Raw genomic sequence first — 25,836 nt, forward strand, 5'->3', positions numbered from 1 at the left:
CGCTTCCGGTCCGGTAACATGCTATTTGGAGTCGAATATCATGGTGTTCATCAGAGCTGCGGAAGCAAAAGATATCCCCTCGCTGCAAACGCTATTTCTGCAGCTGGGCTATCAGACGGAGACGGCGATCTTAGCGCAACGCATCACTGCCCCGCAGAGCATGATGAGTGCGCTGGTGGCGGAAACAGAAAACGCCGTGTGTGGCGTAATCGTTATCAATTTTATTTTACCGGTACATGAGAACCGTTTATGGGCATTAATTTCCGCGCTGGTCATCGAGGAATCGTCACGTGGATCAGGGATAGGCCAGCAGCTTCTCCAGGCCGCAGAGCGCCTCGCCCGCGATAAACAATGCGCTCAGATCGAACTTTCAAGTAGTGAAAAAAGAATCAGAGCGCATCAATTTTATGAAAATAACGGCTACAAGGAGGTTCGCAAACGCTTCGTTAAACATTTGTCTTAACCGCCTGCGCGCGAGGGCTTTCCCCGGATGACCGTAACTATATTTTGCCCAGCAGGATATTTAACATGCGGCGCAGGGGCTCCGCAGCCCCCCACAATAGCTGATCGCCAACCGTTAACACCGAGTAGACTGGGTCATTATTTAGCGACATTTTCTTGTAGCGGCCAATACCTACCTGCAGCGAACCACTAATAGCAGCCGGGGTCAATTTACTGACACTCTCTTGCTTATTATTGCGGACATAGTTTACCCACGGATGGGAATGGGTGACTAACTCAGCAAATTCCGCTTCGCTGACCTCACGTTTAAGTTTCAGCGTAATCGCCGCGCTGTGACAGCGGATCACCCCGACCCGAATGCATAAACCATTGACCGGGATGGTACCCGGCGCAAGGCCAAGAATTTTATTAGTTTCCGCCTCGCCCTTCCATTCTTCGCGGCTGTTTCCATCGCCCAGATCGCTGTCGATCCACGGAATGATGCTGCCCATGAGGGGGACGCCAAAAGTCTCCACCGGCATGCCCGCGCTGTTAATCAACTCACTCACTTTATTTACCAATGGCAGCACGGAACCTGATGATGTCAGTTCATCAGCGGATAAATGCTGACTGATATAAGCGCTTTGTGCGATTAATTCCCGCACCTGTTTGGCGCCCGCCCCGGAGGCAGACTGATAGGTCATCACGCTCATCCATTCGATAAGATCCGCTTTTATCAGCCCGGCCAACCCCATCAGGCTCAGCGTAATGGAGCAGTTGCCGCCGACAAACAGTTTAATTCCCGCTTTTACCGCACGATCGATATTTTCGCGGTTGACGGGGTCGAGAATAATGCAGGCTCTTTCATCCATCCGCAGCGCCGAAGCCGCATCAATCCAGTAACCTTGCCAGCCATGGTTAATTAACGCCGGATAGATGGCTTTGGTATAATCCCCGCCCTGACAGGTGATGATGATATCCATTTCGGCGAGTGCGCTAAGGGAATTCGCATCTTTCAGCCTGTCGCTTCTACCATTAATAACCGGGCCCGGGGCACCCGCACTGGAGGTACTAAAAAAATGCGCTGTAATATCGTCGAAATCATTTTCTTCGATCATGCGTTGCAACAATACTGAGCCCACCATCCCTCGCCAACCAACAATACCCACCTGCTTCATTTATTTAACCTTTATAAGTTATGAGAATGTTAATTTGAGTGTCGCCATACCTTATATCGTATCCCCCAATAAAGGTCATTACCCAGCACATCGATTTTTATCATTATTAAAATGTTTCATCTGCCATCAGCGATATTTATCTCTTATTACGGTCAAGAAGATATAAGGCGGCGGCGACTGTCCAATATTCGGCATTCAAAGGTGAAACGGCGTAGCGAAACGGCAGCAGCTTCTTCTCTGGGTACCATGAAGAGTAACTTGCATTTTGATAGTTACTATGTCAATTTGCTGGCAAAAGCCACCTGGTTACTGGACAGCCCATGAAAAATGAACCGCTTTGCCGCGCTCCCTGCCCCATCGCCCGCAGCCTGGGCCGCATCGGCGACAGCTGGAGCATCATGATCCTGCGCGATGCCTTCGCGGGCTTTACCCGCTTTGACGAGTTCCAGAAAAGCAGCAACGTCGCGCCCAATATTCTGTCGCGCCGCCTGAAGGAACTGGTCGATGACGGACTGCTGGAGAAGGTGTGCTACAGCAGCACCCCGCCGCGCTACGAATACCACCTCACGCCGCGCGGCCGCGATTTCCGCATGGTGCTGCTGGCGCTGGCGGAATGGGGTAATCGCCACTTCGCCCCCGAAGGGCGTCAGATGCAGCTGGTGGAAATGGCAACCCAGCGCCACGTGGAGCCAGTCATGGTGGATAAAGCGACTGGGGAAGAGATTATCCCGGGTAAATACGCCATGGTGCCGGGCCCCGCCGCATCGCCGCTGATGAAATATCGTCATGAATATCTGCTGCGCAAACGCGAAGGCGATAGCGGACAAAAATTCCAGCCTGAACCTTACAGAGATGCCAGCAATGAATCCGACCAGTAAGAAAAATATTCTTGTCCTGGCGGCCCTGGGGGCTGCCGCCCTGGCGGCAGCGAGCTACGGCGCTTACTGGTGGCATACCGGGCGCTTTATGCAGACCACCGATGATGCCTATGTCGGCGGCGACATTAGCGCCATCTCCAGCAAAGTCTCCGGCTATATCCAGCAGCTGGCGGTGCAGGACAATATGGCGGTGAAAAAAGGTGACCTGTTGATCCGCATTGACGACCGCGATTATCGCGCCGCCCTCGCGAAAGCCGCCGGAGAAGTGGCGGCGCAGCAGGCCGCGCTGGCCGATATCCAGGCTACCCGCCAGCTTCAGCAGGCGACCATTGCCGGCTCTGCGGCCTCGTTACTGGCCGCCACGGCGGCAACCGAAAAACTGGCTAACGACAACCGACGCTATAACGCCCTGGCCGCGTCGAGCGCGATTTCCGCACAGATCCGCGATAACGCCTCCGCCGATTATCGCCGGGCGCACGCCGAGCAGGAGAAGGCCAAAGCGGATAAAACCGTGGCCGAACGTCAGCTGGCGGTGCTGGATGCTCGCCACCAGCAAATCCTGGCTGCCCTGGCGCAGGCCCAGGCTAACCTCGAGATGGCCAGGCTGAACCTCAGCTATACCGACATTCGCGCGCCGTTCGATGGGGTGATTGGCAACCGCCGCGCGTGGTCCGGCTCCTTCGTCAGCAGCGGTACGCAGCTGCTCTCCCTGGTACCCGCGCACGGCCTGTGGATTGACGCTAACTTCAAGGAAACCAGCTGGCGCATATGCGTGCCGGCCAGCCGGCGACCATCGTCGCCGATGTGCTGCCGAACCATACCTTTAAGGGGCATGTCGCCAGCCTGGCGCCGGCGACCGGCTCACGCTTCAGCATTCTGCCGGCGGAGAACGCGACCGGGAATTTCACTAAAATCGTGCAGCGGGTGCCGGTCCGCATTGCGCTGGAAGGTGACGGGGCAAAGCTTGACGTCCTGCGCCCGGGACTGTCGGTGATCGTCACCGTGAACGAAAAGAGCCCTCGATGAGCACCGTTCAGGCGCTGTCCGCCCCGCAGGGTCTGTCGATGCCGACGGCGAAGAAGATCTTCGCCTTCGCCAGCATGTGCGTGGGGATGTTTATTGCCCTTATCGACATCCAGATCGTCTCCGCCTCGCTGCGGGATATTGGCGGCGGCCTGTCGGCGGGCGACGATGAAACCGTCTGGGTACAAACCAGCTACCTGATCGCCGAGATCATTATTATCCCGCTTTCCGGCTGGCTGGCCCGGGTCATGTCGACCCGCTGGCTGTTTGCCGCTTCCGCGGCGGGCTTCACGCTGATGAGCCTGCTGTGCGGCTGGGCGTGGAACATCCAGAGTATGATCGCCTTCCGCGCCCTGCAGGGACTGGCGGGCGGGTCGATGATCCCCCTGGTGTTCACCACCGCTTTCGCCTTTTTTCAGGGCAAACAGCGGGTCATCGCCGCGGCGACGATCGGCGGCCTGGCCTCCCTCGCCCCTACGCTGGGTCCAACGGTGGGCGGCTGGATCACCGAAAACTACAACTGGCACTGGCTGTTCTTTATCAACGTTGTTCCGGGGATTTACATCGCGGTGGCAGTGCCGCTGCTGGTAAAAGTAGACAGCGCCGACCCTACTCTGCTGCGCGGCGCCGACTATCTCAGTATTCTGCTGCTGGCCTTGTCCCTCGGCTGCCTGGAATATACCCTCGAAGAAGGTCCGCGCTGGGGCTGGTTTGATGACGCGACCCTGACGACCACCGCCTGGGTCGCCCTGCTCTGCGGCGTGGCCTTTGTTATCCGCACCCTGCGCCATCCGCAGCCGGTGATGGATCTCCGCGCCCTGCAGGATCGAACCTTCAGCCTCGGCTGCTATTTCTCGTTTATGGCCGGCGTCGGCATCTTCGCCACCATCTATTTAACCCCGCTGTATCTGGGGAGCGTGCGCGGTTTCAGTGCGCTGGAGATCGGCCTGGCGGTATTTTCCACCGGTCTGTTCCAGGTCATGTCTATTCCGTTTTATTCGTGGCTCGCCAACCGCGTCGATCTGCGCTGGCTGCTGATGGCCGGGCTGATCGGCTTTGCGGTGTCAATGTACAGCTTTGTTCCGATCACTCACGACTGGGGGGCGGACCAGTTGCTGCTCCCGCAGGCCTTTCGCGGACTGGCGCAGCAGTTTGCCGTCGCGCCAACGGTGACCCTGACGCTGGGCAGCCTGCCGCCCGCGCGCCTGAAGCTGGCCTCCGGGCTGTTTAATCTGATGCGCAACCTCGGGGGCGCCATCGGCATCGCCCTGTGCGGCACGGTGCTTAACGACAGAACCAATCTGCACTATAGCCGCCTGGCGGACCATCTGAATAACGCCAACCTGGCAATGAGCGATTTTGTTCAGCGCAGCGCGGCAAACTTCACCGTCCAGGGGATCTCGCCGGATGCCGCGCAGACGGCGGCGCTGAAAAATCTTTCCGCGCTGGCGCTACGGGAGGCGCGAACCCAGGCATTTTCCGATGCTTTCTACCTCATCATGATGGGTTTTTTACTTGCCGCGCTGCTGGCTCCCTTGATGAAAAAGCCGCCGGCACACTGATACTACAGGAGAGTTAACTATGGGCGTTTCCGTTAAACGCATTGTCGTCACCGGGATGGGGATTGTCAGCCCGCTGGGCTGCGGCGTACAGCACGTCTGGCAGTCGCTGCTGGCAGGAAAGTCAGGGATCACCCGACTCAGCGAGCAGCTGGTCGCGGATATTCCCTGCAAAGTGGCTGGCCAGGTGCCGTCCATTGACAGCGATCCGCTGCACGGCTTCGACCCGCTGGCGACCATCCCGGCGAAAGAGCGCAAAAAGATGGATCGCTTTATTGAGTTTGCGCTGGTCGCCGCGCGCGAAGCGCTGGCCCAGGCCGGTTGGTCGCCAGCATCCGAGGCCGAACAGGAACGCACTGCCACGGTGATCGCCACCGGGATCGGCGGGTTCAGCGAGATCGCCAATGCGGTACATACCACCGAGGAGCGCGGGCCGCGTCGTCTCTCGCCGTTCACTATCCCCTCTTTTCTGGCCAACCTGGCCGCCGGGCATGTGTCTATCGCCCACGGCTTCCGGGGCCCCATCGGCGCGCCGGTCACCGCCTGCGCAGCGGGTGCCCAGGCCATCGGCGATGCAGCGCGGATGATCCGCAGCGGCGAGGCGGATATTGCCCTCTGCGGCGGCGCGGAAGCGGCAATTCATCGCGTTAGCCTGGCCGGGTTTGCCGCGGTAAGGGCGCTGTCCAGCGCCTACAGCGACCAGCCGGAAAGCGCTTCCCGCCCCTTTGACCGTGACCGCGATGGTTTTGTGATGGGAGAAGGCGCCGGGCTTATTGTGATCGAATCTCTGGAGCACGCGCTGGCGCGCGGGGCCACGCCGCTGGCCGAGCTGGTGGGCTACGGCACCAGCGCAGATGCTTATCACCTGACCGCAGGCCCGGAAGACGGGAACGGCGCACGTCGGGCCATGGAGATCGCTATTCGCCAGGCCGGGGTGACCGTCGACGAGATTGATCATATCAACGCCCACGCCACCTCGACGCAGGTCGGTGATAAAGGTGAGCTGGCGGCGATTAAAACGCTGTTTGGCGCGCATCCGGTCGCCATTACCTCGACGAAATCCGCCACCGGCCATCTGTTAGGCGCGGCCGGCGGGATCGAGGCCATCTTCACCATTCAGGCCCTGCGTGACCAGGTGGTGCCGCCGACGCTGAACCTGCATCACCCCGATGAAGACGCGGCAGGCATGAACCTGGTGGCGCTGCAGGCCCGCCCGCAGAAGATGCGTTATGCGCTGTCGAACGGTTTTGGCTTTGGCGGCGTTAACGCCAGCCTGCTGCTGAAACGCTGGCAATAATCGTCAGCTCCCCTGCGGTACTGGCCGACGGGGGATTTCCACCGTTGCGGCTTTTGCCCTGCTGCTGGAGTAAATCAAGTACAGCGCGATACCCAGTGAGACAATGGCGCCTATTCGGCTCATCGAGAATGGAATCGACGCATTGTCCAGCCAGCCGAAGTTATCGATCAAGGTCAGTTTTGAGCGAAGAACGGACCACACTATCTAAAGAATGATATCGCCTATTATGTTGGGACCGCTCATGTTAAAAAAGGGATAGCTTTTCTTTTCATTGACGATAACGAAGGAATTTTCATGGTTGAGGTTGAGGAAATAAAAAAGAAATATCCCGGCGCAGATGCCTGGCAAATGGGTGACAGTCCGGAGCTGGCTAACGAGCTTGCTGACCTGATCAAAAAAGGGATCAAAACGGCCTCTTGCGGATCTTTTGCCTCTTACCAGCAGGAAGAATCTGCCCCGAGAATCGGGAGTTATAACATTATTCTTGATGGTCAGAATGTTCCAGTTTGCGTGATCAGACTGATTTCGATGCAGCTGGTTCGTTTTTGTGATGTCACTGAAGCGTTCGCCCGCAAAGAAGGTGAAGGCGATTTAAGCCTTGAATACTGGAAGAAAGAGCATCAGAGATTTTTCAGCTCTGAAGGTCATTTTTCTGAAGATATGGAGTTGATCGCAGAAGAATTTGAAGTGGTTGAGGTGCTGTAAGGCAAGGTCAACGGGCTGACGTTTTATCACTGGCCACTCATAACACTGTTCGCTTCTGGCGCGGAGCGGACAAGCTATCGAGCTAAAGGTCCGCATTGAGCAAGGAGCTGACGTGCCAGCTATAATTGGTAATAAAACGAGAGTAGAACTATTCTGATTTGTTTAAAAAAACATTTTTACATCCAAGGGCAAAATATTTTTTATGCTATCTTACATGCTATCTCAATATGCCAGGCTACCTGTGCCTGAAGTTACTCTACGTTCATGGTTAAAACAATGGTTGTCAGAGCAGGAATCGAGGTGTACAGACAGAAGTTTCTCGGCGCGATTTCCCTGGAGAGAAACTGGATTATGTCAGGAATATTTTTTACAACGAAAACTCAAAATTGATGGAAAGCAATTTCTTACTGGCCCCCGTTATCAGGGCGGAAATATTAACAAACCTTTTATTGATATTGTAGGTATGGATTCTGACCTAAATCATACTGCATTAGAACTCATTAGTAAGGAATGGTCACAACTCAGAGCTCAGTATGTCCGCATTCTTGTGCCAGGCCAGTCCTTCCCGCAGGGTATTCCTGACCAGTATATATATGCCACTTCTTTTTCTGAACCCCCTGAATTCAATGATAAATCTCTTACTTTGCAAGTGGCGACATACGAAGATTTTGACTGGTGTTGTCAGGCCCTGGGTGATGCCTATAAGCATACATGGCAGACAGTTCGCGAACTATCTGCAAGCAATTTGGTAGCAGTTGATGACGAAGAGTTGTGTGACCATATTTCTGAGAGAGAAGTATATATTATCTATGAAAACGATGTTCGCGCCGGGTTGCTAATATGCCAGAAAGGAAACCTCGCTTTTCTGAGAGGATATCGTATTACTGACAAAGTAATACTTCCTGCTTTTCGTGGTCGATCATTGTCGGCCCGAGCGCAACTCCTGCTGTACCGATTATTAACTCATTCCGATTCTGAACTATCTATGTATATGGGCACAATTATTCCGCAGAATATCCCCTCGATGAAAACTGCAGAAAGAGCGGGACGAACTTGCATCCTAAGTTATCAATTTCTACCCATCTGCAGAACCCACGACTAACAGCAATGCTAATTTATCTTCAGCCTACTTCCGCTTTTGGCACACAGGGGATGTCCAGGGCCCGGGAGTACTCCCCTGGACGCATTAATGGGCAGGATGTGATTGTTGCGCAGGCTATCATATGGCCTGAGGTACAGCAGAATCAGGCTTCGTAGCAATGAGTCGGCTCACAGCGTCCGGAATCCACCACCCGGTGCCGTAAATCACCGCAAGGTCTGTCATAAGGTAATTTCATCACACATCGCGACACCTTTTTTCTTCATGCAAGCCTTCTCTTTCACGGTTTGTCAGAACTGTGGACCGCAGTAATCTCCACTCCGTGCTTTAATCAATGAGAGTGTGTCGGGTGCAAATTAAACTACCTTTCTCAACAGCAAAGGCGGGATATCCCTGCCCTCGCAGGGTTTCTGCGTCTGGTAATATGCCCATGACAGTCTCAAAGACCGCTTTGAGGGTTTCCCGGTTTAAGGCACATAATCGCGTGGCGTTGCCCCCAAAATGCAGCGAAAAGCAGCGGTAAAGGCCGCCGGGCATGAGAAACCAAGCTGGTAAGCGACCTGTTTGATTGGAACACCGTTCGCGAGAAGATCCAACGAAGCGCAAATTCTGGCTCTCTGCTTCCATGTTCTTAAACTAAAGCCTGTATCCTTCATAAACAATCGGGAAAAGGTCCGTTCCGACATGGCCGACATAAAAGCCAGCTCGCTCAGCGATGATTCCCAGCGCTGATTGACCAGTAGCGATCTGGCCGCGCTGAATAATCGCTCATCATTCGGCATGGGAAGCGCCATCGTTAAAGGTGGAGCCTCGCTGAGAATTTCCAGAAGCAACAACGCTATCTTCCGTTGACTCGGTCTGGCGTAGTCCTCACTGAACAGCCCAGCGATAAGCTCTTTGACTAACGGCGTAGCCGTGATCACATGTACCTGCTGACTCTTCGTAAAGCTCGTACATTCTGCGATAAGGCTACTGCTGAAATAGATCGCCCTGAGATCGGTTTGTGAAAGCAGATGATAACTATGGATATGCAGAGGCGGTAGCCATAATGCCCGCTGAGGAGGGATCACCCAACGGTCTCTCTCTGTTTGCACCAGCATAACCCCTCTGGTGGCGAAGAGTAGCTGCCCCTCAACATGATGATGGGGAGGATCTGCCTCGCCGCGTTGATAGCTTATCGCAGTACTGGACCAGCCTGTGGCTTCATCATGTCTTGGCGCTTTATCTATACTACCTGGCATTTCAGATTTAGCCCCTGCCATTATCATATCGAAACTGGAACCACCCGGAGTAGAGCCTTAGGCAATGGGTGCGTGACTTATCATTCTGATCATCAAAGATATTACAGGAGCTTAACCTCATGCGTGTACACTTTATCGTACATGAAAGTTTTGAAGCCCCGGGCGCATATGAAACCTGGGCAATAAACCAGGGTCATGATGTAACTTACTCACGCGTCTATGCAGGCGATCGGCTACCTGATGACGCCGTAGGCATCGATTTTCTTATCGTTATGGGCGGTCCGCAAGATCCTGACACCACGCTTGAAGAGTGCCCGCACTTTAATGCTAAAGCGGAACAGGCGCTGATTGCTTCCGCGGTTAAAACCGGTAAGGCGGTGATCGGTATCTGCCTGGGTTCACAGCTAATCGGTGAAGCGCTGGGCGCGCCGTTCTCTCATAGCCCGGAAAAAGAGATTGGTAAATTCCCGATCACATTGAGCGAAGACGGCAGGAAGGATGAGATGTTCTCTCACTTTGGGAAAACACTTGAAGTGGGTCACTGGCATAACGATATGCCAGGTTTGACGCCAGAGGCCAAAATTATTGCTTACAGCGAAGGCTGTCCGCGGCAGATCGTTGCCTATTCAGACCGCGTCTTTGGTTTCCAGTGCCACATGGAGCTCACATTGGACGTTGTAGAACGGCTGATCGCTCATTCTGAGAAAGACCTGAGCCGTGCAGCAGAATATCGTTTCGTTGACACGCCTGAAGCGCTCCGGGCGCACGATTACAGTGAAATGAATCAAGTACTTTTTGGCTTTTTGGATAAGCTGGAAGCACGTTACACAGCAGCGCAAGCATAATGTTATGCTCGGTAAGCTTGCCATCGGTTTTGATTTTAATGTCCGCTCCTGGCACAGAGCGGACAAGCTATCTGAGTTGAAGGTCTGATATGAGCGATCAGCGGACGTTGGCTACACTGTTAAACGTCGCAGACTCAGCTTCTGACTGCCAGTTTTTCGCGAGTTGGGCCTTCAAAGTAGATGCTCCTGATATGGCAATTACGGGGTTGAGTCAGCACAAAGCGAATTGTTTCCCAGACTGAACGCCCATTCATCAGCCGTTCCCCCATTTTGGCCTGGCTATCGGCAAAAGAGTCTAACCCTGTCAGCTCGAAATCCGGTGGATACAAACCGGTCACACGTATATTTTCTGCGGACAACTGGTGCGAGAGTTTAGTTATAAACCCGCTAAGCCCGTGTTTACTGGCAAAAAAAGCGGGGTGCGCGATTGAATCTGTAAAATTAGGAATCCCACATGAAGATATAATTGAAACGATATCTGCGCTTTCTGAACGTCTTAACCCAGGTAGTAACGCCTGAGTCAGTAGAATAGAACCTGTCAGTCCAGAACTGATGGTATTGACAATTTCTGTGTCTGGTTGGTCGTCTAATGTTCCTGAAAGCCACTGAGCAGCATTGAGGATTAAAATGTCTATGGGTTTGTCTGAAGTTAACAACTGTGAAGAAAACTGAGAAAGGGATTCAGGTAGGGTTAAATCACAGAGATGCCCTTTCGCCATTCCGCCTTCAGCCGTAATGATACTGCAAGTTTTTTGAATGTCATCAGCGCGCCTCGCGCAAAAATCCACCTCGACGCCTTCTCGCGCTAACCATACGCTCAGCGCCTGACCAAATCCCGTGCCACCACCGGTAATTACAGCTCTTTTACCTCTCAGCATCTTCATCCATCCTTTATTAATGAATAGGGGGGAATGTAGATATATATGAGGAAGCAGATTGACATCTTTCAGTTAGTGCCATTTTTTGACGATAGGGATAAGTTGTACTGCTACATTTCCATCGCGCTCCTGTGGGCATGCAACATCCGCTCCTGGCACTAGTCTGCCGTAAAGGGCAGCTTTAAGGGAGGAGCGGACGAGCTAACGCAGGTGAAGATCCGCTGTGAGCGAAAAGCGGATTTTTGTCGTTCTGTCATCAAAACTGGCGACTTATATTAGGATATCGCAATACCCCTCGCCCTCAGGCTACGTCTGCTTGAATTGATTGCCTCAAGAAGGCGGAGGCGGCTTTCCGCTGATTGCCGCTACGCGCACAGCAGGCGTACCGGTCATTTATGTCAGCGTCGGATTCCGCAAGGGGTATCCAGAGGTCAGCAAAAACAACACTATCTTCGCTTCGATTAAGGAGAATGGAGTTTTTATGGCTGATAACGAGAGCACGGCTATTCATCCTGATGTTGCTCCAGCAGAAAATGAAGTCGTCATCGTCAAACGCAGAGTCGGAGCTTTCTCGTTTACTGAACTTGAGATGATCCTTCGTGCTCAAGGCATCGAAAACCTGATTCTTACGGGTGTAACTACCAGTCGTGTGGTGCTTTCCACAGTCGGACAAGCTTTTGATCTGGATTACCGCCTTATCGTTGTGAATGATTATTGCGCAGATCCAGATCCTGACACCAATATGTTTTTACTTAAAAAAGTTCTACCTCAACATGCTTTTGTTACCAGTTCCTCTGAAATATCAAAACCTGGGCATAAAACTATGAATTTCTGACGTCAAAAAACGGGAGGATATAACCGGGGATCCTCAGTCATCTGAACGTCCGCTCCTGGTGGCGATAGTCAGCATCATGTCTGGCCCAGGAGAAATCTCCAGAAGCGTCAGTGCGAGAAGGAAAGTCATAAACGTTTCGATGGAAGGCATCCTGGTAGAGTCCGAAAACATATTTCCGCTACGTTACCTCCGTTCGATGCGGGCAAGAAGCGGACGTTGTACTTCAATCATCATCGATTTGAATGACAGCAAGGTAACGGCTAATCCAGGTGACGTAAATGTGTCGCGATCCCCCAGCTTAGAACGGTACAGCTTCCATTAATCAGCTCGAAAACGGCGTAACTCGCATTGGGTTGTGCATAGCGGTGAAAATCATCCACAGATCCACTTTTTAATGTCGCAAGCACGCCCTGAATGACCTGCCCGTGAGACACAATACATATTGTTCGATGATGATGTTTTTTTTCCAGACTGGATAAAAAATGTATCATTCGCTGCGAAGCATCTGAGAGAGACTCACCCCCTGGCGGACAATACTCTGCATCCAGGGTGAATAATGCTTCTGCGGCGTCCGGATTATTTTGCAGCAGCGCTACGGTTGTCATGCCTTCAAACTGACCAAAAGCCTGTTCTTTCAGAGCCGGTTCAGCTATCAGTGAACAATAAAAACGCTCAGCCAGGCGCTGTCCCATTTGCCAGGCCCGGCCAAGTGGAGACGCGTAAACACATTCTACCCGGTAATCACTCTCTGCAAGCGCTGCCAATAAAGCTGATGTTTGACGCTCCCCACGAAGCGTCAATGCGCTATCACTGTGTCCCTGAATAATATTTTTTACATTCCATTCTGTTTCCGCGTGTCGAACCAGTATCACTTGCATCATTGCAGGGTCACATAAGCCGTTATTTGAAATGTTATCATCTAAAAACCCTCCTTTGATATGCAGGCAAGTTCTCAGCTCTCGACGAAAAACAGGAACAAGTGTAGCTGATAATGGTTATGTTCAGCTTCAGAAGTGACGTAGTTATCGACGTTAACGTCTGCTCTGGCACAGAGCGAACGCTTCCCCTTGTCGACGCGAAAAGCAACTCTGCCCATGCCTCTATCTCAGTAATACCTGTATCAGTTGAACGACGATATACACTCCCGCTACCACCTGTATGATCCGAAACCCCCATCTCAGATAGCGCCATTGATGGCGTTCGCTGGCATCAGCCGCTTCAATGGCGGGATCATAACGTTTTCTTTTCCTGGTCCTGAATGTATCGAATCCCCACAGGATGAGAAGAAAGATGATGATGATTTTTTCAACGATAAGATGGTTCACAAAGAGAGACTCCGGTCTTCTCACGGTTACAGGCAGAATAGATAAACCGCCTGGATGTAGCCACCACTAAATGTAGGGGTACCTGAAGACGAAGCCAGGCCTTCCCGGATTATCTGTCTTATGACCGCGTAAACGCATAGCAACGCCATAAAAGCGACATTCATTTCCGACACATGCTGCCGGAGTCCCCTTCTCCGACGCCTCAGGCTGGGTGATAAAACGACGGCGGCTGCCCGGTCACGCGGCGGAACATGGTGGCGAAAGAGGACGCATTGTCGTATCCAAGGGATAATGCCACTTCGTTCACCGGTTTGCCTGCTATCAACCATGCCAGGGCGCTCACCACGCAGGCTCGCTGTCGCCAGGCGGAAAACGACAGGCCCAGCTGCTTCAGGAAATGGCGGCGAAAGGTACTAGGACTCATAAACAGCGCCCTGGCCCAGCGCGCCGCAGGATCATGGATAGAGGGGTTAAGCAAAAAAGCCTGACAAAGCGCCAGCAGCGCCGGATGCTGCGGCAACGGAATGTCAAATTCGCGGACCGGCATGGCGGCCAGTTCCAGCAACATCAACTGTATCAGCGTGCGATCGCGTGGGCTGTCGTACAACGGTGGTAAATCCACAGCCTCAAGCAGTAGCTGGCGCAACAGCGGCGAGACGCTGATCACTTCGCAACGACGGTGTTTAATGAAAGCGGCCACACAATCTGGCTCAATATACAAGCTACGCGTGGTCACCCCTGCAAATCTGACGGCATGCACGGTTTCAGGGGGGATCCAGACAGCGTGTTGCGGAGGAACCACCCATTCTCCGTCCTGCGTAGTGACATACATCAGTCCGGTCGCGCCATACAGTAGCTGTGCGCGACGATGCTGGTGCGGGGGCAGGATAAATCCCTGCGCATAGTCATTACCTAACGCCACCACATCACGATCGAGTCGATCGAACTCGTCAATTTTTACGTTGCGCACACCTGCCTCCCTCTGACCAATTTACAAAGGTAATTGAGCGCTACGCAAATGGGAAGCAGTACGCGACCGGTATAAGCTGCTCGCTCATTTTCAGGTCGGGGATACTCTCTTGAATGAGATCGTTATTATTGCGCTGGCAGGCTTTACTACCGGCATTACCACGGTGCTGTTCGGCTTCGGCGGCGGCTTTGTGGTGGTGCCCTTTGTCTATCAACTGATGCTCCGGCAGCCGGCGATCGCGGGCAACGCCATGCATGTCGCGGTGGCTACCTCAACGGCGGTGATGATATTTAACGCCGGCTGGGTCAGCTATCGAAACTGGCGGGCGGGCAGGCTTGCCGCGCAGACGCTGTTTCCGTTGTTATGGTTTATTGCCATTGGGGCGGTGGTCGGCTCCTGTCTGGCGGGGATATTGAGCGAGAATATTGTTCGCGCGCTGTTTATTCTCTATATGCTGGCAACCATCAGCGATTGTTTGTTGCGCAAGGGTTTTTTCACGGGCAGCGCTCGGCGTCGCCTGTCCCTGCCAGTGGTCACCGGCGGCGGTGTGATTATCGGTACGATCGCCGCATTGCTGGGCGTGGGCGGCAGCGTCATGACGGTGCCCCTGCTACGGCGACACGGGTATGCAATGCAGGAGTGCGTTAGCGCATCCAACCCGCTTTCTTTGCCCGTGGCGCTATGCGGGGCTGTGACCTATGCCGTCATTGGCTGGCACAGCATTCCGCTGAGCGGATTTCTGGGGTTTATCAGCCTGAAAATTTTAGGCCTGCTCGTCCTGACCGGCTGGGCCGGGATAGTGTTTAGCCGCCGGGCAATCCCTGCGGTACCTGATGTATGGTATGCGCGCATCTATGTGCTGCTGCTGTGCCTGGTACTCCTCGCCATGCTTATTCAATAATCAAATTACATTCTGGTAAACCGGTGTAACAGACGCGACCGGGCGGAGCCCTCTCCCTGGAGAGAGGGCCAGGATCAGGGGCAACAAGCTACCCGCGATACGGATGGGTTTCGCGCCAGTGGTCGGCAATCTGCTGCCGGGTGCAGACCCACACCTTGTCGTGCTGCTGGATATAGTCAAGGAAACGCTGCAGCGCGCGGAAACGGCCCGGACGCCCAAGCAGCCGGCAGTGCATTCCCACGGACATCATCTTCGGCGCGGTTTCACCCTCGGCGTACAGCACGTCAAAGCTGTCTTTCAGATAGGTATAAAACTGCTCCGCGGTGTTGAATCCCTGGGCGGTGGCGAAGCGCATGTCGTTGGCGTCGAGGGTATAAGGCACGATCAGGTGCGGCCGCTGGCTGCCGTCGCTGCAGGCCACTTCGCTCCAGAAAGGTAAATCATCGCCGTAATAATCGCTGTCGTAGTCAAAGCCGCCGTGCTCCACCACCAGCTGGCGGGTGTTAGGGCTGTCGCGGCCGGTATACCAGCCGGTGGGCGGTTTGCCGAACAGGTCGGTCAGTACCTGCACCGCTTTGCGCAGATGCTCGCGCTCCTCGGCGATATCCATGTGCTGATAGTGGATCCAGCGCCAGCCGTGGCTGACCACATCGTAATCCGCGGCCTTGATCGCCGCCACAATCTCCGGATGCCGCGCCAGCGCCATCGCCACGCCGAAGACCGTCAACGGCAGCCCGCGCTGGCTGAACTCGCGATGGATGCGCCAGAACCCTGCCCGGCTGCCGTACTCATAGAGTGAATCCATCGACATATGGCGCGCCGGGTAGCTGGCGGCGCCGATAATATCGGACAGGAACTGTTCCGAACCCGCATCGCCATGCAGGACGTGATTCTCCGCGCCTTCCTCATAGTTGAGGACAAACTGCACCGCGATCCGCGCCCCACCCGGCCAGCGCGCGTGCGGCGGTTCCCCTGCGTAACCTCGCAGATCGCGAGGATAGTGTTCCTGGTTCTCTCCCATCTCCTGCCCCTTTTAAAATGGATTTAACGACTGAAACTGTCCGCTTAACGTCTTTTTTCTCCGGGAACGCTAAGTCCCCATGCTTGCTGGTCGCCAGGCCCAGCGCGACCAGCGACTCCACCATCTTCACCGCCGCGCTGACGCCATCGATCACCGGCACCCGTAGCTCGCGGGTCAGCTCCTGCGCCAGGGTCGCCATCCCGCCGCAGCCAAGAACAATCGCCCCGCTGCCATCCTCTTTCAGCGCGCGAATGCAGCGCTCACGCACTTTCTCCTGTGCCAGGCCACTGCCGTCTTCCAGCGCCAGCACCGGCAAATCAATGGCGTGTAGCGCCGCGCAATGTTGATGAAATCCGTACTGGTGCAGCAAATGACGGGCGATGATCAGCGTGCGCGGCAGCGTGGTCACAATGGAGAAACGGGTGGCGACCATCGTCGCCATATGCATTGCCGCCTCCGCGATACCGATCACCGGCCCCTGGGCCAGCTCCCGCGCCGCCAGCAGCGCCGGGTCGCCGAAGCAGGCGATCACATGCCCATCCACTCCCTGCTCGCGTCCGGCCCTGATCTGCTCCAGCACGCCGACCGCCGCGATGGCTTCGTCAAAGTGGCCCTCAATTGACGGCACCCCGGCGCGGGGACAGACCGCAAGGATCTCGGTGCCCGGTGCAGCGACCGCACGCGCAGCGGCGCCTATCGTTTCAGTCATCGCCAGGCTGGTGTTGGGGTTAATCACTTGTATACGAACGGAAGACATCACGACTCCTTGTGGCCGGCGAACAGCCGGGAAAAATCGGGCAGGCTGACGCCATCGCGCTCGAAGCACAGGCTGGCGACAATATGATCAAAATGGTGCATCAGCGCCTCGCTGAGCGGCTGCAGGGCTTTATCCCGCAGCAAACCGACCAGCTGCTGGTGATCGTCGCAACGGCAGCCCTGTCGCCAGGGGGCGCCCCAGGCGGCAATCACTAAAGAGGAGCGCTGGCTGAGGCGGGTCACCATCTCGGTGAGCACCGGGTTGCCGGAGATAGCCTGCAGCTGAATATGAAAGTCAGCGGAGTGGCGGATCGCCGCCGGGCCGTCGTGCGCCGCATGGGCCTGCTGTTCACGCTGAATAATGTTCTCCAGCGCCGCCAGATGCGGCGGCTGACAGCGCGCGATCACATCGGGGAGATTGGCGACCTCAAGCAGCGCCCGGGTGCGAAAGATCGCCTGGGACTCTTCCACGCTCGGGCTGGTGACGTGTGCACCACGTTTGGGCGTCAACGTGACCAGTTGCACAGCGGCGAGTCGTTGCAGCACCTTTCTGATGCCGGTGCGGCTCACGGCGAACACCTCCGCCAGCGCCTCTTCCGGCAGTTTGCTGCCCGGCGGCAGCTGATGTTCGACGATAGCCGTCATCAGCGCCTGGTAAATGCTTTCGTCCTTGTCCTGCAGCGCTGGCGCGGCCTGGAGACGATGTTCATTATTCATTAACCCACTCCGGTTTCACTTATCGATAGCAGATCGTATACATAAAATTTAATTTTTGTATACAAGATTCATCATTCTGGCCTGGATCCTGCAATAGCCTCGGCAATCCATATCAAAGGGTTTTCATTCAGAGGAGCAGGTTTCATGCCACATTCATCCCACACGCAGCAGACGAAGACTCACAAGGCGGCCGCCGGCTACAGTCCGCGGCTATGTAATGACGATCTGGCGCCGACCCACGACCAGAACTGGAGCTGGTACAATATCTTTTCATTCTGGATGTCGGACGTGCACAGCATGGGCGGCTACGTAGTGGCGGCGAGCTTCTTTACGCTTGGGCTGGCCAGCTGGCAGGTTCTGCTCTGCCTGCTGGTGGGCATCTGTATTGTGCAGCTGTGCGCCAACCTGGTGGCGAAGCCGAGCCAGATGGCCGGGGTGCCATACGCCGTTATCTGCCGTCAGGCGTTTGGCGTCTTCGGCGCCAATATCCCGGCGGTGATCCGCGGGCTGATCGCGTTCGCCTGGTACGGTATTCAGACCTATCTGGCGGCGAATGCCCTGATGCTGGTCCTGCTCAAGTTCTGGCCCTTCCTTGCCTCGCTGACCAGCAGCAGCTTTCTCGGGCTATCAACGCTCGGCTGGCTGTGCTTCGCCACTATGTGGCTGCTGCAGGCGATGGTGTTCTGGCATGGCATGAACGCCATCAAACGCTTTATCGATATCGCTGGTCCGGCGGTTTATGTGGTGATGCTGGCGCTGGCCGGCTGGATTGTATACAAGACTGGTCTGGACGGTATCTCCTTTACCCTCGCCAGCAAATCCCTGAGCGCCGGCGAGCAGACCTGGCAGATGATCACCGCCACGGCGCTGGTGGTCTCCTACTTCTCCGGGCCGCTGCTTAACTTCGGTGACTTTTCCCGCTACGGCAAAAGCATGGGCGAGATCCGCCGCGGTAACCGCTGGGGACTGCCGTTTAACTTTCTGCTATTCTCGGTGGTTACCGTGGTGATTGTCTCCGGCACCCAGTCGCTGTTTGGCAAAATGATCACCGACCCGATCGAAACCGTCAGCCGCGTGGGTAACGATCTGGCGGTGGCCATCGGCCTGCTGACCATGATCACCGCCACCATCGGCATCAATATCGTGGCTAACTTCGTCTCGCCGGCCTTCGATTTTTCCAACTGCGCCCCGCAGAAAATCAGCTTCCGTACCGGCGGGATGATTGCCGCGGTGGGCTCGATACTCCTGACGCCGTGGAACCTGTTTAACTCCCCGGAGCTGATCCACTATACCCTCGACGTGCTGGGCGCCTTTATTGGCCCGCTGTTTGGCATCCTGATCGCCGACTTCTACCTGATCAAACGCGGCCGGGTGTCAGTGGACGATCTGTTTGACGATACGCCGCAGGGTAAATACTGGTACCGCAATGGCTTTAACCCGAAAGCGATTGCCGCCCTGCTGCCGTCGGTGGGCCTGGGGCTGATTATCAGCTTTATTCCGGCCCTGCATGAAGTGGCGAACTTCAGCTGGTTTATCGGCGTCTTCCTCGGCGCCACCACCTACCGCTGGCTGGCTCGCGACGAGCGCGAAGTGCAGGCGAAAGCCGCCTTCCGCTCCGGCGCGGTGGCGCAAAAAGAGTAACCTTCCCCTTCTGCCGCGGCGTCTGGCCGCGGCAGGCTGCAAACTGGCACCAATCTTGCTGTTTATCACTATTCCCAGAGCGTTAAGAGAAGGCAGGTTCGATGATGGATTACCAGACCGCTGTGCGCGGTGCATTTTTTGATATCGCCGGCGTGGCAGAGACCCCGGATGAGGTGGCCGCCCAGGCCCGCTATCTCGATGATGGCCTGTTGTTCCTGCAGGAGGGGAAAATTATCGCCCTGCTGCCATGGCAGGAGGGGGAAGCCTTTCTGCATCCCCTGAAGGGCTATGTCGATCTGAGGGGTAAGCTGCTGCTGCCGGGGTTCGTTGATGCCCACGTTCACTATCCGCAGACCGAGATGATCGGCGCCTTTGGCGAACAGCTGCTGGAGTGGCTCACCACCTACACCTTCCCGGTGGAGAGCCAGTTTGCCGATGCGGAGTATGCCCAGGAGATAGCGCAGTTTTTTGTAAATCAGCTGATAAGCCATGGCACCACCACCGCGCTGGTGTTTTGTACCCTGCATCCGGCATCGGTGGAGGCGTTATTCAGCGAAGCGCTGCGCCTCAATATGCGCCTGATCGCCGGGAAAGTGATGATGGATCGCCATGTGCCCGACTACCTGTGCGAAACCGCCGGGGAGAGCTACGAGCAGACCCGGGCGTTGATCCGCCGCTGGCATCAGCGCGGCAGGCTGGGCTATGCCATCACCCCGCGCTTTGCCCCCACCTCGACTCCGGCGTTGCTGGAGGCGGTGCAGCGCCTGCGGGCCGAGCTTCCCGACACCTGGCTGCAGACGCATCTCAGTGAAAACCGGGAGGAGATCGCCTGGGTTAAACAGCTGTGGCCTGAGCATGCGCGCTACCTGGATGTCTATCATCACTATCAGCTCACCGGCGAACGCAGCGTCTTCGCTCACGGGATCCATCTCGATGATGCCGAGTGGCAGTGCCTGCATGACACCGGGTCCGCAGTCGCCTTCTGCCCGACGTCGAATCTGTTTCTCGGCAGCGGGCTGTTCCGCCTGCCCGCCTGCTGGCAGCACCAGGTGCGGATGGGCATCGGCAGCGACGTCGGAGCCGGGACCACCTTCAGCATGCTGCGGACGCTGGGCGAGGCCTACAAGGTAGGACAACTGCAGAGCTATCGCCTGCGCGCCAGCGAGGCCTTCTATCACGCCACCCTCGGCGGGGCGCGCGCCCTGCGGCTGGAGGAGAAAATTGGCAATTTCCAGCCGGGCAAAGAGGCGGATTTTGTGGTGATTGACCCGGCGGTCACCCCGCTGCAGCGCCTGCGCATAGGCCGCTGCCATGACATTTATGAGCAGCTGTTCGTGCTGATGACCCTGGGTGATGAACGCAATATCAGCGAGACGTGGGTGAACGGCGAGCGGGTGTGGTGTCAGGATTGACCCCTCAGCCAGTCCCACTTCCTGAAAAGAACGAGAAAACGCACCATACCTTGTTTGCCACCTTAACGCAGGCTAACCACTACAGGCGGGGGCTTATTCAGGCGGCGCCATCTCTACTGCGCCGTCGCTCAGAGCTGTCAAAAGGCATGCGCGAGACCCGATTACGCCCGTCATTTTTTGCCGCATACAGCGCTTTATCGACGCGGGAAAACAGTTGTTCAACCGTTTCGCCGTCATGATGCTCAGCTACGCCGATGCTGACGGTCACCGACAGCGTCTGGTATTCGCTAACCGCCTGGCGGATCCCCTCCGCCAGTATCAGCGCGCGGCCGATCGGCGAATGGGGCAAAAAAAGCAGAAACTCTTCTCCACCCCAGCGATAAATTTTATCTTCGCGGTCGACCGACGTTTCCAGAATACGAGAGAGCACCAGCAGGACCTCATCGCCTTTTTGATGGCCGTGAATATCATTAATGCTCTTGAAATGATCGATATCGATTAACAGCAGACAATAACCCCGGGGGATAAAAGTTGGCGCCTCAACCAGACGGTGAAACTCCCGGCGATTAAGCAAGCCGGTTAACGGATCGTGGGCGGCGGAAAATTCCAGCTCTTTTTTCAGATGCACTTCTTCGGTGATATCGTGAATGATGCATAGCATCAGTCGAATATTATACAGCACCACCGGCCCGGCATAAGTTTGGACATGGCGTAGCGAGCCGTCAGCCAGAATATGCGTAAAATTAAGCGGTTTATGACCGCCAGGCAGATTGGCAATATTATTCATAATGGGGATGACGTCCCGGCCCAGGGTATTTATTTGCCAGGTATGTTTGGTGCGCATTTCCTCATCGGAATAATGATAAAAACGTAGCGCGGCAATATTGGCATCGACAATCCGGCCATCTTTATGAGGGTCGATCAACAGCATCGGCGCGGTATTGGTCATAAAAAAGCGAGCGAAAAAGCCATTGTTACGCCGCTGGTAGCGGCGGGAGCCGGTATGAATCGACTGATTTTGCGCCAGCAGCTTCACCGCTTCAAACAGCAGCAAGCAACCACAGTCTTCGGTATCAATCAGGGTGGTTTTGCAATACACCGACTGCAACCCATTGGCGGTGGGTAACGTCCAGACTTCGAATATCTCGCTCATGGTGTCGAGATAGCGAAGGTAGTGCTGCAGTTGCGTTTCCGGACAGGTGGAATAAATACCGTTACGCATCTCATTGAGCGACATCTCGCCGCTCAATGTCCGGGAAGCCTGATTGGCATAGACCACCCTTTCGTTAAAAGGATGAACTACCCATATCGGGGTGCTTAAGACCTCAAAAACAGCCAGCTCTTTTAATAACATACAGGCCCCAAACCGACCCACTGCCGGCGCGGAACGGCACTTAACGCTGTGCAGCCCCAACGCTGGTTTAAAGTGAAAGCAAAATAGACACCGAGAAACCGCAATTACGCGCGAGCGCGCCAAGTATAGTCGGTTATGCGCCCAGTAAAGCCCTCTGAGGGTGACTTTGCGCGCAGTTTAACCAACAGAAGCGATGCTGCCTTTAATAATAATTTTATTTCAACAGCATAGCAGCAATGCCAGAACGGGTAGTCGCTTTTGATCACAGAGTGTGCATCGCCAACAGGGTTACCCGGCAGGCGCAACGGCATAGGCCAGGGCGGGCAGAGAGTCGCTTTTCTGCCCAGGCTAACCGTGATAGTTTCTATCATTACGCTCATTCATAGCGACAATTACCTTGAAAAAAATCGCCACTAAAATCACCCTTGCCGACATTGCGCGTGAAGCGCGCGTCGGCGTAGCCACCGTCGACCGGGTGCTCAATAAGCGCGCGGCGGTGAAAGAGTCCACGGCGCGGCGCGTGCTGGAGGCCGCCCGCCGGCTGGGTTTTACCCTCGAGCAGCCCCACTATCGCCTGGCTGCCGGCAAAGCGCCGGTCACGATCAGAATGGGCTTTATCCTGCTGCAGGAGAGCCACTCCTTCTACCTGCCGTTGGCCCGGGCGCTGACGCGCGAGGCTGCCCCATGGCTACCGGCGGGCCAGGCGCCGGTGATACTGCATTTTGCCATCGATGCGGTGGAAGCGATGGCTCAGGCCATTCACCGACTCAGCGATGAAGTGGAGGTGCTCGGCCTGGTGGCGCTGGATCACCCGCTGATTCGCCACGCGGTGGCCCGGGCCGCCGCCCACGGCGTGCGCGTGTTCACCCTGCTTTCCGATCTATCGGTCCCCCAGCGCAGCGGGTATATCGGCCTCGATAATCATAAAGCCGGGCGCACAGCCGCCTGGTTTATCGAGCGCTTATGTCGGGGGAATGGCGAAATTGGCATTATCATTGGCGATAATCGTTTTACCTGCCAGGAAAGCTGTGAGATCAGCTTTCGCTCCTGCCTGCGAGAACAGGGCAAGGGGCAACAGATCCTTGAGCCGGTTCGCTGTCATGAACGGGCGGATATCGCCAGGACCGTGACGGAACAGATGCTGACTCAGTACCCGGCCCTGCAGGCGATCTACGCCCCCTGCGGCGGCGTCGAAGGGATCGTCGACGCGCTGCGCGACAGCGGCCGTCAGCAGGAGATCGCTCTGGTCTGCCACGGTCCGCTCAGCGACAGTGAACTGGCCCTGATCGATGGCACCATCGACATCATGCTTAACCACCGGCTGGATGAGTTTGCCGCCGTTACGCTGCGCGCCATGGCGGACGCCGCTTCACGCCCCCATAGCGAGGTGATTTCACTCCCTCAGCCTTTCGATATCATCACCAAAGAAAATATGTAAATTTTCGGCTCCGTCTCCAGCGGAGACGGTTATCGGGCGGACCGCGCCACCTCTCGGTTTGATAAAAAATTATCAAAAAAGCCATCAATTAAAATAATGATGATTATCATAAAATCAAAATTCCATCATTGTTGACAATGAAATCTTTATTCAATACTCAGCGGCATCCCTTGTATGAAAAAGGAAGCCGACATGACACATCCTATCGCTAACGCCCCCTGCAGCTGGGGCGTCGATGACCCGAAAAACCCTAACCTCCCTGCCTGGGCTACCGTGCTTAAGGAGGCGGCGCAGGCTGGCTATCGCAGCATTGAGCTCGGCCCCTGGGGTTATCTCCCCACCGATCCGGCCAGCCTGCGCGCGGCGCTGGAGCAGCATCAGCTGTCGCTGGTCGCCGGCACGATCTTTGACGATCTGGTGAGCGAGGCCCATTTCCCCACCCTGGTGGCGCTGACCCATCAAATCTGCCGCAATCTGTCGCAGGTAGCCGCTGCCGAACCGATCCCGGGCCGCCCTTTCCAGCCGCCCTATCTGGTGATTATCGACTTCGGCAACCCCGAACGGGCGCGCTTTGCCGGGCGCGGCGCGCTGGCTCCGCGCCTCAATGACAAAGACTGGCAGCGCATGATGGAGCACATTATCGCCCTTAGCACCCTCGCCTGGCAGGAGTACGGTGTGCGGGCGGTTATCCATCCGCACGCCGGGGGCAGCATTGAATTCGCGGATGAGATCGAGCGGCTGGCCAACGATATCCCGCACGACGTCGCCGGGTTGTGTCTGGACACCGGACATCTCTATTACGCCGGGATGGATCCGCTCGACTGGCTGGATCGCTATTACCACCGCCTGGACTATCTGCACTTCAAGGATGTCGACCCGCAGGTTTATCAGCGCGCTATCCATGAAGGTATCGACTTCTTCACTGCCTGCGCCGAAGGGGTGATGTGCCCGCTCGGCAGCGGCGCCATTGACTATCCGGCTATCAAAGACTTTCTTGCCCGCCGGGGGTATCAGGGCTGGATAACCATTGAACAAGAGCGCGACCCGCGCCATGCCGCAGGCAGCCTGCAGGCGGTCACGGAAAGTCTGCGCTATCTGCGCGACGTCGGATTCTGACAGGAGGCACGACATGATTAACGGTTTAAAACCTCTCGACCGCACCCTGCGCTGGGGCATGGTCGGCGGCGGCGGCAGCAGCCAGATCGGCTATATTCACCGCTCTGCAGCGCTGCGCGATAACACCTTCACGCTGCTGGCCGGCGCCTTTGATATTGATGGCGAGCGCGGACGCCAGTTCGGCCAACGGCTGGGGGTGGATCCCGACCGCTGTTACGCCGACTATCAAAGCCTGTTCCGCGGCGAGGCTGCCCGGCCTGACGGCATTCAGGCGGTGTCAGTTGCCACGCCAAATAACACCCACTATGCCATCTGCCGGGCCGCGCTGGAGGCCGGGCTGCACGTGGTGTGCGAAAAGCCGCTGTGCTTCAGCAGCGAGGAAGCTGACGAGCTGGTGGCGCTCAGCCAGCGGCGGCGCAAGATCATCGGGGTGACCTACGGCTATGCCGGGCACCAGCTGATCCTGCAGGCCCGGCAGATGATCGCCGACGGGCTGCTGGGCGATATCCGTATCGTTAATATGCAGTTTGCCCACGGTTTTCACGCCCAGCCGGTGGAACAGGAAAACGCCAGTACCCGCTGGCGGGTCGATCCCCGCTTCGTCGGCCCCAGCTATGTGCTGGGCGACCTGGCCACCCATCCGCTGTTTCTGGTCGAAACCATGGCCCCGCAGCTGAAGATCACCCGGCTGATGTGCGCCAGACAAAGCTTCGTCAAAAGCCGCGCGCCGCTGGAAGATAACGCCCATGTACTGATGGAGTATGACAACGGGGCCATCGGCTCACTGTGGAGCTCCGCCGTCAACTGCGGTTCGATGCACGGGCAAAAGGTGCGAATCATCGGTGAAAAAGCCAGTCTCGAATGGTGGGATGAACAGCCCAACCAGCTACGCTACGAAATCCAGGGCGAACCCGTGCGCATCCTCGAGCGCGGTATGGACTATCTCGATCCGCTGGCGCGTCAGGATGATCGCATCGGCGGCGGCCATCCCGAGGGCCTGTTTGAGGCATGGTCGAATCTCTATCGCCGCTTCGCCATCGCCATGGATGCCGCCGACCATCGCGACGAGGCGCTGCTGGCCGACTTCTGGTACCCGGACGCCCGCGCCGGGGCGTTCGGCGTCCGCTGGGTGGAAAACTGCGTGCGTTCTGCCGACAACGGCGCCTACTGGGTCGACTTCCGCTAACTCGCCGGCTCAGGGCGTTC

Annotated in this window: 28 protein-coding genes; 15 read left to right on the forward strand and 13 right to left on the reverse strand. The window is 56.1% G+C overall.

The window, feature by feature from the left end; genetic code table 11:
- Window positions 1-40 precede the first annotated feature (40 nt).
- Window positions 41-463, forward strand: coding sequence for an acyltransferase domain-containing protein (locus KPHS_27220; protein YP_005227022.1), 423 nt, complete (start codon window positions 41-43; stop codon window positions 461-463).
- 37 nt (window positions 464-500) lie between these two features.
- Here the strand turns inward: KPHS_27220 and KPHS_27230 are convergent, their stop codons facing one another.
- Complete coding sequence (locus tag KPHS_27230; RefSeq protein ID YP_005227023.1) at window positions 501-1,619, reverse strand: putative aspartate-semialdehyde dehydrogenase; 1,119 nt, start codon at window positions 1,617-1,619, stop codon at window positions 501-503.
- A 201-nt stretch (window positions 1,620-1,820) separates the two neighbouring features.
- Between KPHS_27230 and KPHS_27240 the strand changes: the two genes are divergently transcribed.
- From KPHS_27240 to KPHS_27280, 5 genes are read left to right on the forward strand one after another with little or no spacing between them, the layout of a single operon-like run.
- Window positions 1,821-1,943 (forward strand): hypothetical protein, encoded by a 123-nt coding sequence (locus KPHS_27240; RefSeq protein YP_005227024.1) that lies wholly within the window; start codon window positions 1,821-1,823, stop codon window positions 1,941-1,943.
- Window positions 1,940-2,497: a putative transcriptional regulator gene (locus tag KPHS_27250; RefSeq protein ID YP_005227025.1), complete on the forward strand. Its 558-nt coding sequence runs from the start codon at window positions 1,940-1,942 to the stop codon at window positions 2,495-2,497. The genes KPHS_27240 and KPHS_27250 overlap by 4 nt, the downstream gene beginning before the upstream one ends.
- The gene (locus KPHS_27260; protein ID YP_005227026.1) at window positions 2,481-3,491 is read left to right on the forward strand and encodes an auxiliary transport protein, membrane fusion protein (MFP) family; all 1,011 of its coding nucleotides are present in this window, start codon (window positions 2,481-2,483) and stop codon (window positions 3,489-3,491) included. The genes KPHS_27250 and KPHS_27260 overlap by 17 nt, the downstream gene beginning before the upstream one ends.
- Before the next feature lie 28 nt (window positions 3,492-3,519).
- Entirely contained in the window at window positions 3,520-5,082 is a 1,563-nt protein-coding gene (locus KPHS_27270; protein YP_005227027.1) for a multidrug resistance protein membrane translocase, read from the forward strand.
- 19 nt (window positions 5,083-5,101) lie between these two features.
- A complete protein-coding gene (locus KPHS_27280) occupies window positions 5,102-6,376 on the forward strand; it encodes a putative beta-ketoacyl synthase (protein ID YP_005227028.1) in 1,275 nt (424 codons plus the stop codon).
- 3 nt (window positions 6,377-6,379) lie between these two features.
- Here the strand turns inward: KPHS_27280 and KPHS_27290 are convergent, their stop codons facing one another.
- Window positions 6,380-6,547, reverse strand: coding sequence for a hypothetical protein (locus tag KPHS_27290; protein YP_005227029.1), 168 nt, complete (start codon window positions 6,545-6,547; stop codon window positions 6,380-6,382).
- Window positions 6,548-6,580: 33 nt separating this feature from the next.
- Entirely contained in the window at window positions 6,581-6,724 is a 144-nt protein-coding gene (locus KPHS_27300) for a hypothetical protein (RefSeq protein ID YP_005227030.1), read from the reverse strand.
- Between KPHS_27300 and KPHS_27310 the strand changes: the two genes are divergently transcribed.
- Entirely contained in the window at window positions 6,725-7,081 is a 357-nt protein-coding gene (locus tag KPHS_27310; protein YP_005227031.1) for an ASCH domain-containing protein, read from the forward strand.
- A gap of 1,566 nt (window positions 7,082-8,647) precedes the next feature.
- Here KPHS_27310 and KPHS_27320 read toward each other — a convergent pair.
- Window positions 8,648-8,962, reverse strand: coding sequence for a putative AraC-type regulatory protein (locus tag KPHS_27320; RefSeq protein ID YP_005227032.1), 315 nt, complete (start codon window positions 8,960-8,962; stop codon window positions 8,648-8,650).
- Window positions 8,963-9,540: 578 nt separating this feature from the next.
- Between KPHS_27320 and KPHS_27330 the strand changes: the two genes are divergently transcribed.
- The gene (locus tag KPHS_27330) at window positions 9,541-10,266 is read left to right on the forward strand and encodes a putative glutamine amidotransferase class-I (RefSeq protein ID YP_005227033.1); all 726 of its coding nucleotides are present in this window, start codon (window positions 9,541-9,543) and stop codon (window positions 10,264-10,266) included.
- Window positions 10,267-10,400: 134 nt separating this feature from the next.
- Here KPHS_27330 and KPHS_27340 read toward each other — a convergent pair whose 3' ends face one another.
- Window positions 10,401-10,604, reverse strand: a complete 204-nt coding sequence (locus KPHS_27340; RefSeq protein YP_005227034.1) for a putative deoxygluconate dehydrogenase — start codon at window positions 10,602-10,604, stop codon at window positions 10,401-10,403.
- A gap of 865 nt (window positions 10,605-11,469) precedes the next feature.
- Here KPHS_27340 and KPHS_27350 point away from each other — a divergent pair.
- Window positions 11,470-11,979 carry a putative isochorismatase hydrolase gene (locus KPHS_27350; RefSeq protein ID YP_005227035.1) on the forward strand — a complete coding sequence of 170 codons (510 nt, stop codon included), beginning with the start codon at window positions 11,470-11,472 and terminating at the stop codon, window positions 11,977-11,979.
- 260 nt (window positions 11,980-12,239) lie between these two features.
- On the opposite strand, the gene KPHS_27360 is transcribed toward KPHS_27350, so the two are convergent.
- The 4 genes from KPHS_27360 to KPHS_27390 form a co-directional block, all read right to left on the reverse strand.
- Window positions 12,240-12,671 (reverse strand): phosphoglycerate mutase, encoded by a 432-nt coding sequence (locus tag KPHS_27360; protein YP_005227036.1) that lies wholly within the window; start codon window positions 12,669-12,671, stop codon window positions 12,240-12,242.
- A 260-nt stretch (window positions 12,672-12,931) separates the two neighbouring features.
- The gene (locus KPHS_27370; protein ID YP_005227037.1) at window positions 12,932-13,075 is read right to left on the reverse strand and encodes a hypothetical protein; all 144 of its coding nucleotides are present in this window, start codon (window positions 13,073-13,075) and stop codon (window positions 12,932-12,934) included.
- Window positions 13,076-13,079: 4 nt separating this feature from the next.
- Window positions 13,080-13,304 (reverse strand): hypothetical protein, encoded by a 225-nt coding sequence (locus KPHS_27380; RefSeq protein YP_005227038.1) that lies wholly within the window; start codon window positions 13,302-13,304, stop codon window positions 13,080-13,082.
- A 202-nt stretch (window positions 13,305-13,506) separates the two neighbouring features.
- Complete coding sequence (locus tag KPHS_27390; RefSeq protein YP_005227039.1) at window positions 13,507-14,274, reverse strand: putative AraC-type regulatory protein; 768 nt, start codon at window positions 14,272-14,274, stop codon at window positions 13,507-13,509.
- 109 nt (window positions 14,275-14,383) lie between these two features.
- Between KPHS_27390 and KPHS_27400 the strand changes: the two genes are divergently transcribed.
- Window positions 14,384-15,175, forward strand: a complete 792-nt coding sequence (locus KPHS_27400; RefSeq protein YP_005227040.1) for a sulfite exporter TauE/SafE family protein — start codon at window positions 14,384-14,386, stop codon at window positions 15,173-15,175.
- A gap of 88 nt (window positions 15,176-15,263) precedes the next feature.
- Here KPHS_27400 and KPHS_27410 read toward each other — a convergent pair whose 3' ends face one another.
- Genes KPHS_27410 through KPHS_27430 form a run of 3 tightly spaced genes read right to left on the reverse strand, consistent with a single transcriptional unit; the run spans window position 15,264 to window position 17,669 of the window.
- A complete protein-coding gene (locus KPHS_27410; protein ID YP_005227041.1) occupies window positions 15,264-16,103 on the reverse strand; it encodes a urate catabolism protein in 840 nt (279 codons plus the stop codon).
- Window positions 16,081-16,953: a putative hydantoin racemase gene (locus KPHS_27420; RefSeq protein ID YP_005227042.1), complete on the reverse strand. Its 873-nt coding sequence runs from the start codon at window positions 16,951-16,953 to the stop codon at window positions 16,081-16,083. Before KPHS_27420 ends, KPHS_27410 begins: the two co-directional genes overlap by 23 nt.
- On the reverse strand, window positions 16,953-17,669 hold the full coding sequence (locus tag KPHS_27430; RefSeq protein YP_005227043.1) for a GntR family transcriptional regulator: 717 nt from the start codon (window positions 17,667-17,669) through the stop codon (window positions 16,953-16,955). The genes KPHS_27420 and KPHS_27430 overlap by 1 nt, the downstream gene beginning before the upstream one ends.
- A 144-nt stretch (window positions 17,670-17,813) precedes the next feature.
- Here KPHS_27430 and KPHS_27440 point away from each other — a divergent pair, with 144 nt between their 5' ends.
- Window positions 17,814-19,310 carry a putative allantoin permease gene (locus KPHS_27440; protein YP_005227044.1) on the forward strand — a complete coding sequence of 499 codons (1,497 nt, stop codon included), beginning with the start codon at window positions 17,814-17,816 and terminating at the stop codon, window positions 19,308-19,310.
- 101 nt (window positions 19,311-19,411) lie between these two features.
- Window positions 19,412-20,722 (forward strand): guanine deaminase, encoded by a 1,311-nt coding sequence (locus KPHS_27450; RefSeq protein YP_005227045.1) that lies wholly within the window; start codon window positions 19,412-19,414, stop codon window positions 20,720-20,722.
- A 97-nt stretch (window positions 20,723-20,819) separates the two neighbouring features.
- On the opposite strand, the gene KPHS_27460 is transcribed toward KPHS_27450, so the two are convergent.
- Window positions 20,820-22,076 (reverse strand): GGDEF domain-containing protein, encoded by a 1,257-nt coding sequence (locus KPHS_27460; RefSeq protein YP_005227046.1) that lies wholly within the window; start codon window positions 22,074-22,076, stop codon window positions 20,820-20,822.
- A 397-nt stretch (window positions 22,077-22,473) separates the two neighbouring features.
- Between KPHS_27460 and KPHS_27470 the strand changes: the two genes are divergently transcribed.
- The 3 genes from KPHS_27470 to KPHS_27490 all read left to right on the forward strand — a co-directional run bounded on the left by KPHS_27470 (window position 22,474) and on the right by KPHS_27490 (window position 25,816).
- Complete coding sequence (locus tag KPHS_27470; protein YP_005227047.1) at window positions 22,474-23,514, forward strand: putative periplasmic binding protein/LacI transcriptional regulator; 1,041 nt, start codon at window positions 22,474-22,476, stop codon at window positions 23,512-23,514.
- A 192-nt stretch (window positions 23,515-23,706) separates the two neighbouring features.
- Window positions 23,707-24,630, forward strand: coding sequence for a putative epimerase/isomerase (locus tag KPHS_27480; protein ID YP_005227048.1), 924 nt, complete (start codon window positions 23,707-23,709; stop codon window positions 24,628-24,630).
- Between the two features lie 13 nt (window positions 24,631-24,643).
- Window positions 24,644-25,816 (forward strand): oxidoreductase, encoded by a 1,173-nt coding sequence (locus KPHS_27490; RefSeq protein ID YP_005227049.1) that lies wholly within the window; start codon window positions 24,644-24,646, stop codon window positions 25,814-25,816.
- Window positions 25,817-25,836 lie beyond the last annotated feature (20 nt).

The sequence above is a fragment of the Klebsiella pneumoniae subsp. pneumoniae HS11286 genome (genome assembly GCF_000240185.1).
GTDB lineage: Bacteria > Pseudomonadota > Gammaproteobacteria > Enterobacterales > Enterobacteriaceae > Klebsiella > Klebsiella pneumoniae.

Coding starts and splice junctions, on each gene's coding strand:
- KPHS_27490 (YP_005227049.1), top strand. CDS start 24,644: ATGATTAACGGTTTAAAACCTCTCGACCGCACCCTGCGCTGGGGCATG.
- KPHS_27270 (YP_005227027.1), top strand. CDS start 3,520: ATGAGCACCGTTCAGGCGCTGTCCGCCCCGCAGGGTCTGTCGATGCCG.
- KPHS_27260 (YP_005227026.1), top strand. CDS start 2,481: ATGAATCCGACCAGTAAGAAAAATATTCTTGTCCTGGCGGCCCTGGGG.
- KPHS_27220 (YP_005227022.1), top strand. CDS start 41: ATGGTGTTCATCAGAGCTGCGGAAGCAAAAGATATCCCCTCGCTGCAA.
- KPHS_27460 (YP_005227046.1), bottom strand. CDS start 22,076: ATGTTATTAAAAGAGCTGGCTGTTTTTGAGGTCTTAAGCACCCCGATA.
- KPHS_27430 (YP_005227043.1), bottom strand. CDS start 17,669: ATGAATAATGAACATCGTCTCCAGGCCGCGCCAGCGCTGCAGGACAAG.
- KPHS_27310 (YP_005227031.1), top strand. CDS start 6,725: ATGGGTGACAGTCCGGAGCTGGCTAACGAGCTTGCTGACCTGATCAAA.
- KPHS_27420 (YP_005227042.1), bottom strand. CDS start 16,953: ATGTCTTCCGTTCGTATACAAGTGATTAACCCCAACACCAGCCTGGCG.
- KPHS_27440 (YP_005227044.1), top strand. CDS start 17,814: ATGCCACATTCATCCCACACGCAGCAGACGAAGACTCACAAGGCGGCC.
- KPHS_27450 (YP_005227045.1), top strand. CDS start 19,412: ATGATGGATTACCAGACCGCTGTGCGCGGTGCATTTTTTGATATCGCC.
- KPHS_27280 (YP_005227028.1), top strand. CDS start 5,102: ATGGGCGTTTCCGTTAAACGCATTGTCGTCACCGGGATGGGGATTGTC.
- KPHS_27230 (YP_005227023.1), bottom strand. CDS start 1,619: ATGAAGCAGGTGGGTATTGTTGGTTGGCGAGGGATGGTGGGCTCAGTA.
- KPHS_27480 (YP_005227048.1), top strand. CDS start 23,707: ATGACACATCCTATCGCTAACGCCCCCTGCAGCTGGGGCGTCGATGAC.
- KPHS_27360 (YP_005227036.1), bottom strand. CDS start 12,671: ATGGGACAGCGCCTGGCTGAGCGTTTTTATTGTTCACTGATAGCTGAA.
- KPHS_27370 (YP_005227037.1), bottom strand. CDS start 13,075: ATGGGCAGAGTTGCTTTTCGCGTCGACAAGGGGAAGCGTTCGCTCTGT.
- KPHS_27250 (YP_005227025.1), top strand. CDS start 1,940: ATGAAAAATGAACCGCTTTGCCGCGCTCCCTGCCCCATCGCCCGCAGC.
- KPHS_27330 (YP_005227033.1), top strand. CDS start 9,541: ATGCGTGTACACTTTATCGTACATGAAAGTTTTGAAGCCCCGGGCGCA.
- KPHS_27320 (YP_005227032.1), bottom strand. CDS start 8,962: ATGCCGAATGATGAGCGATTATTCAGCGCGGCCAGATCGCTACTGGTC.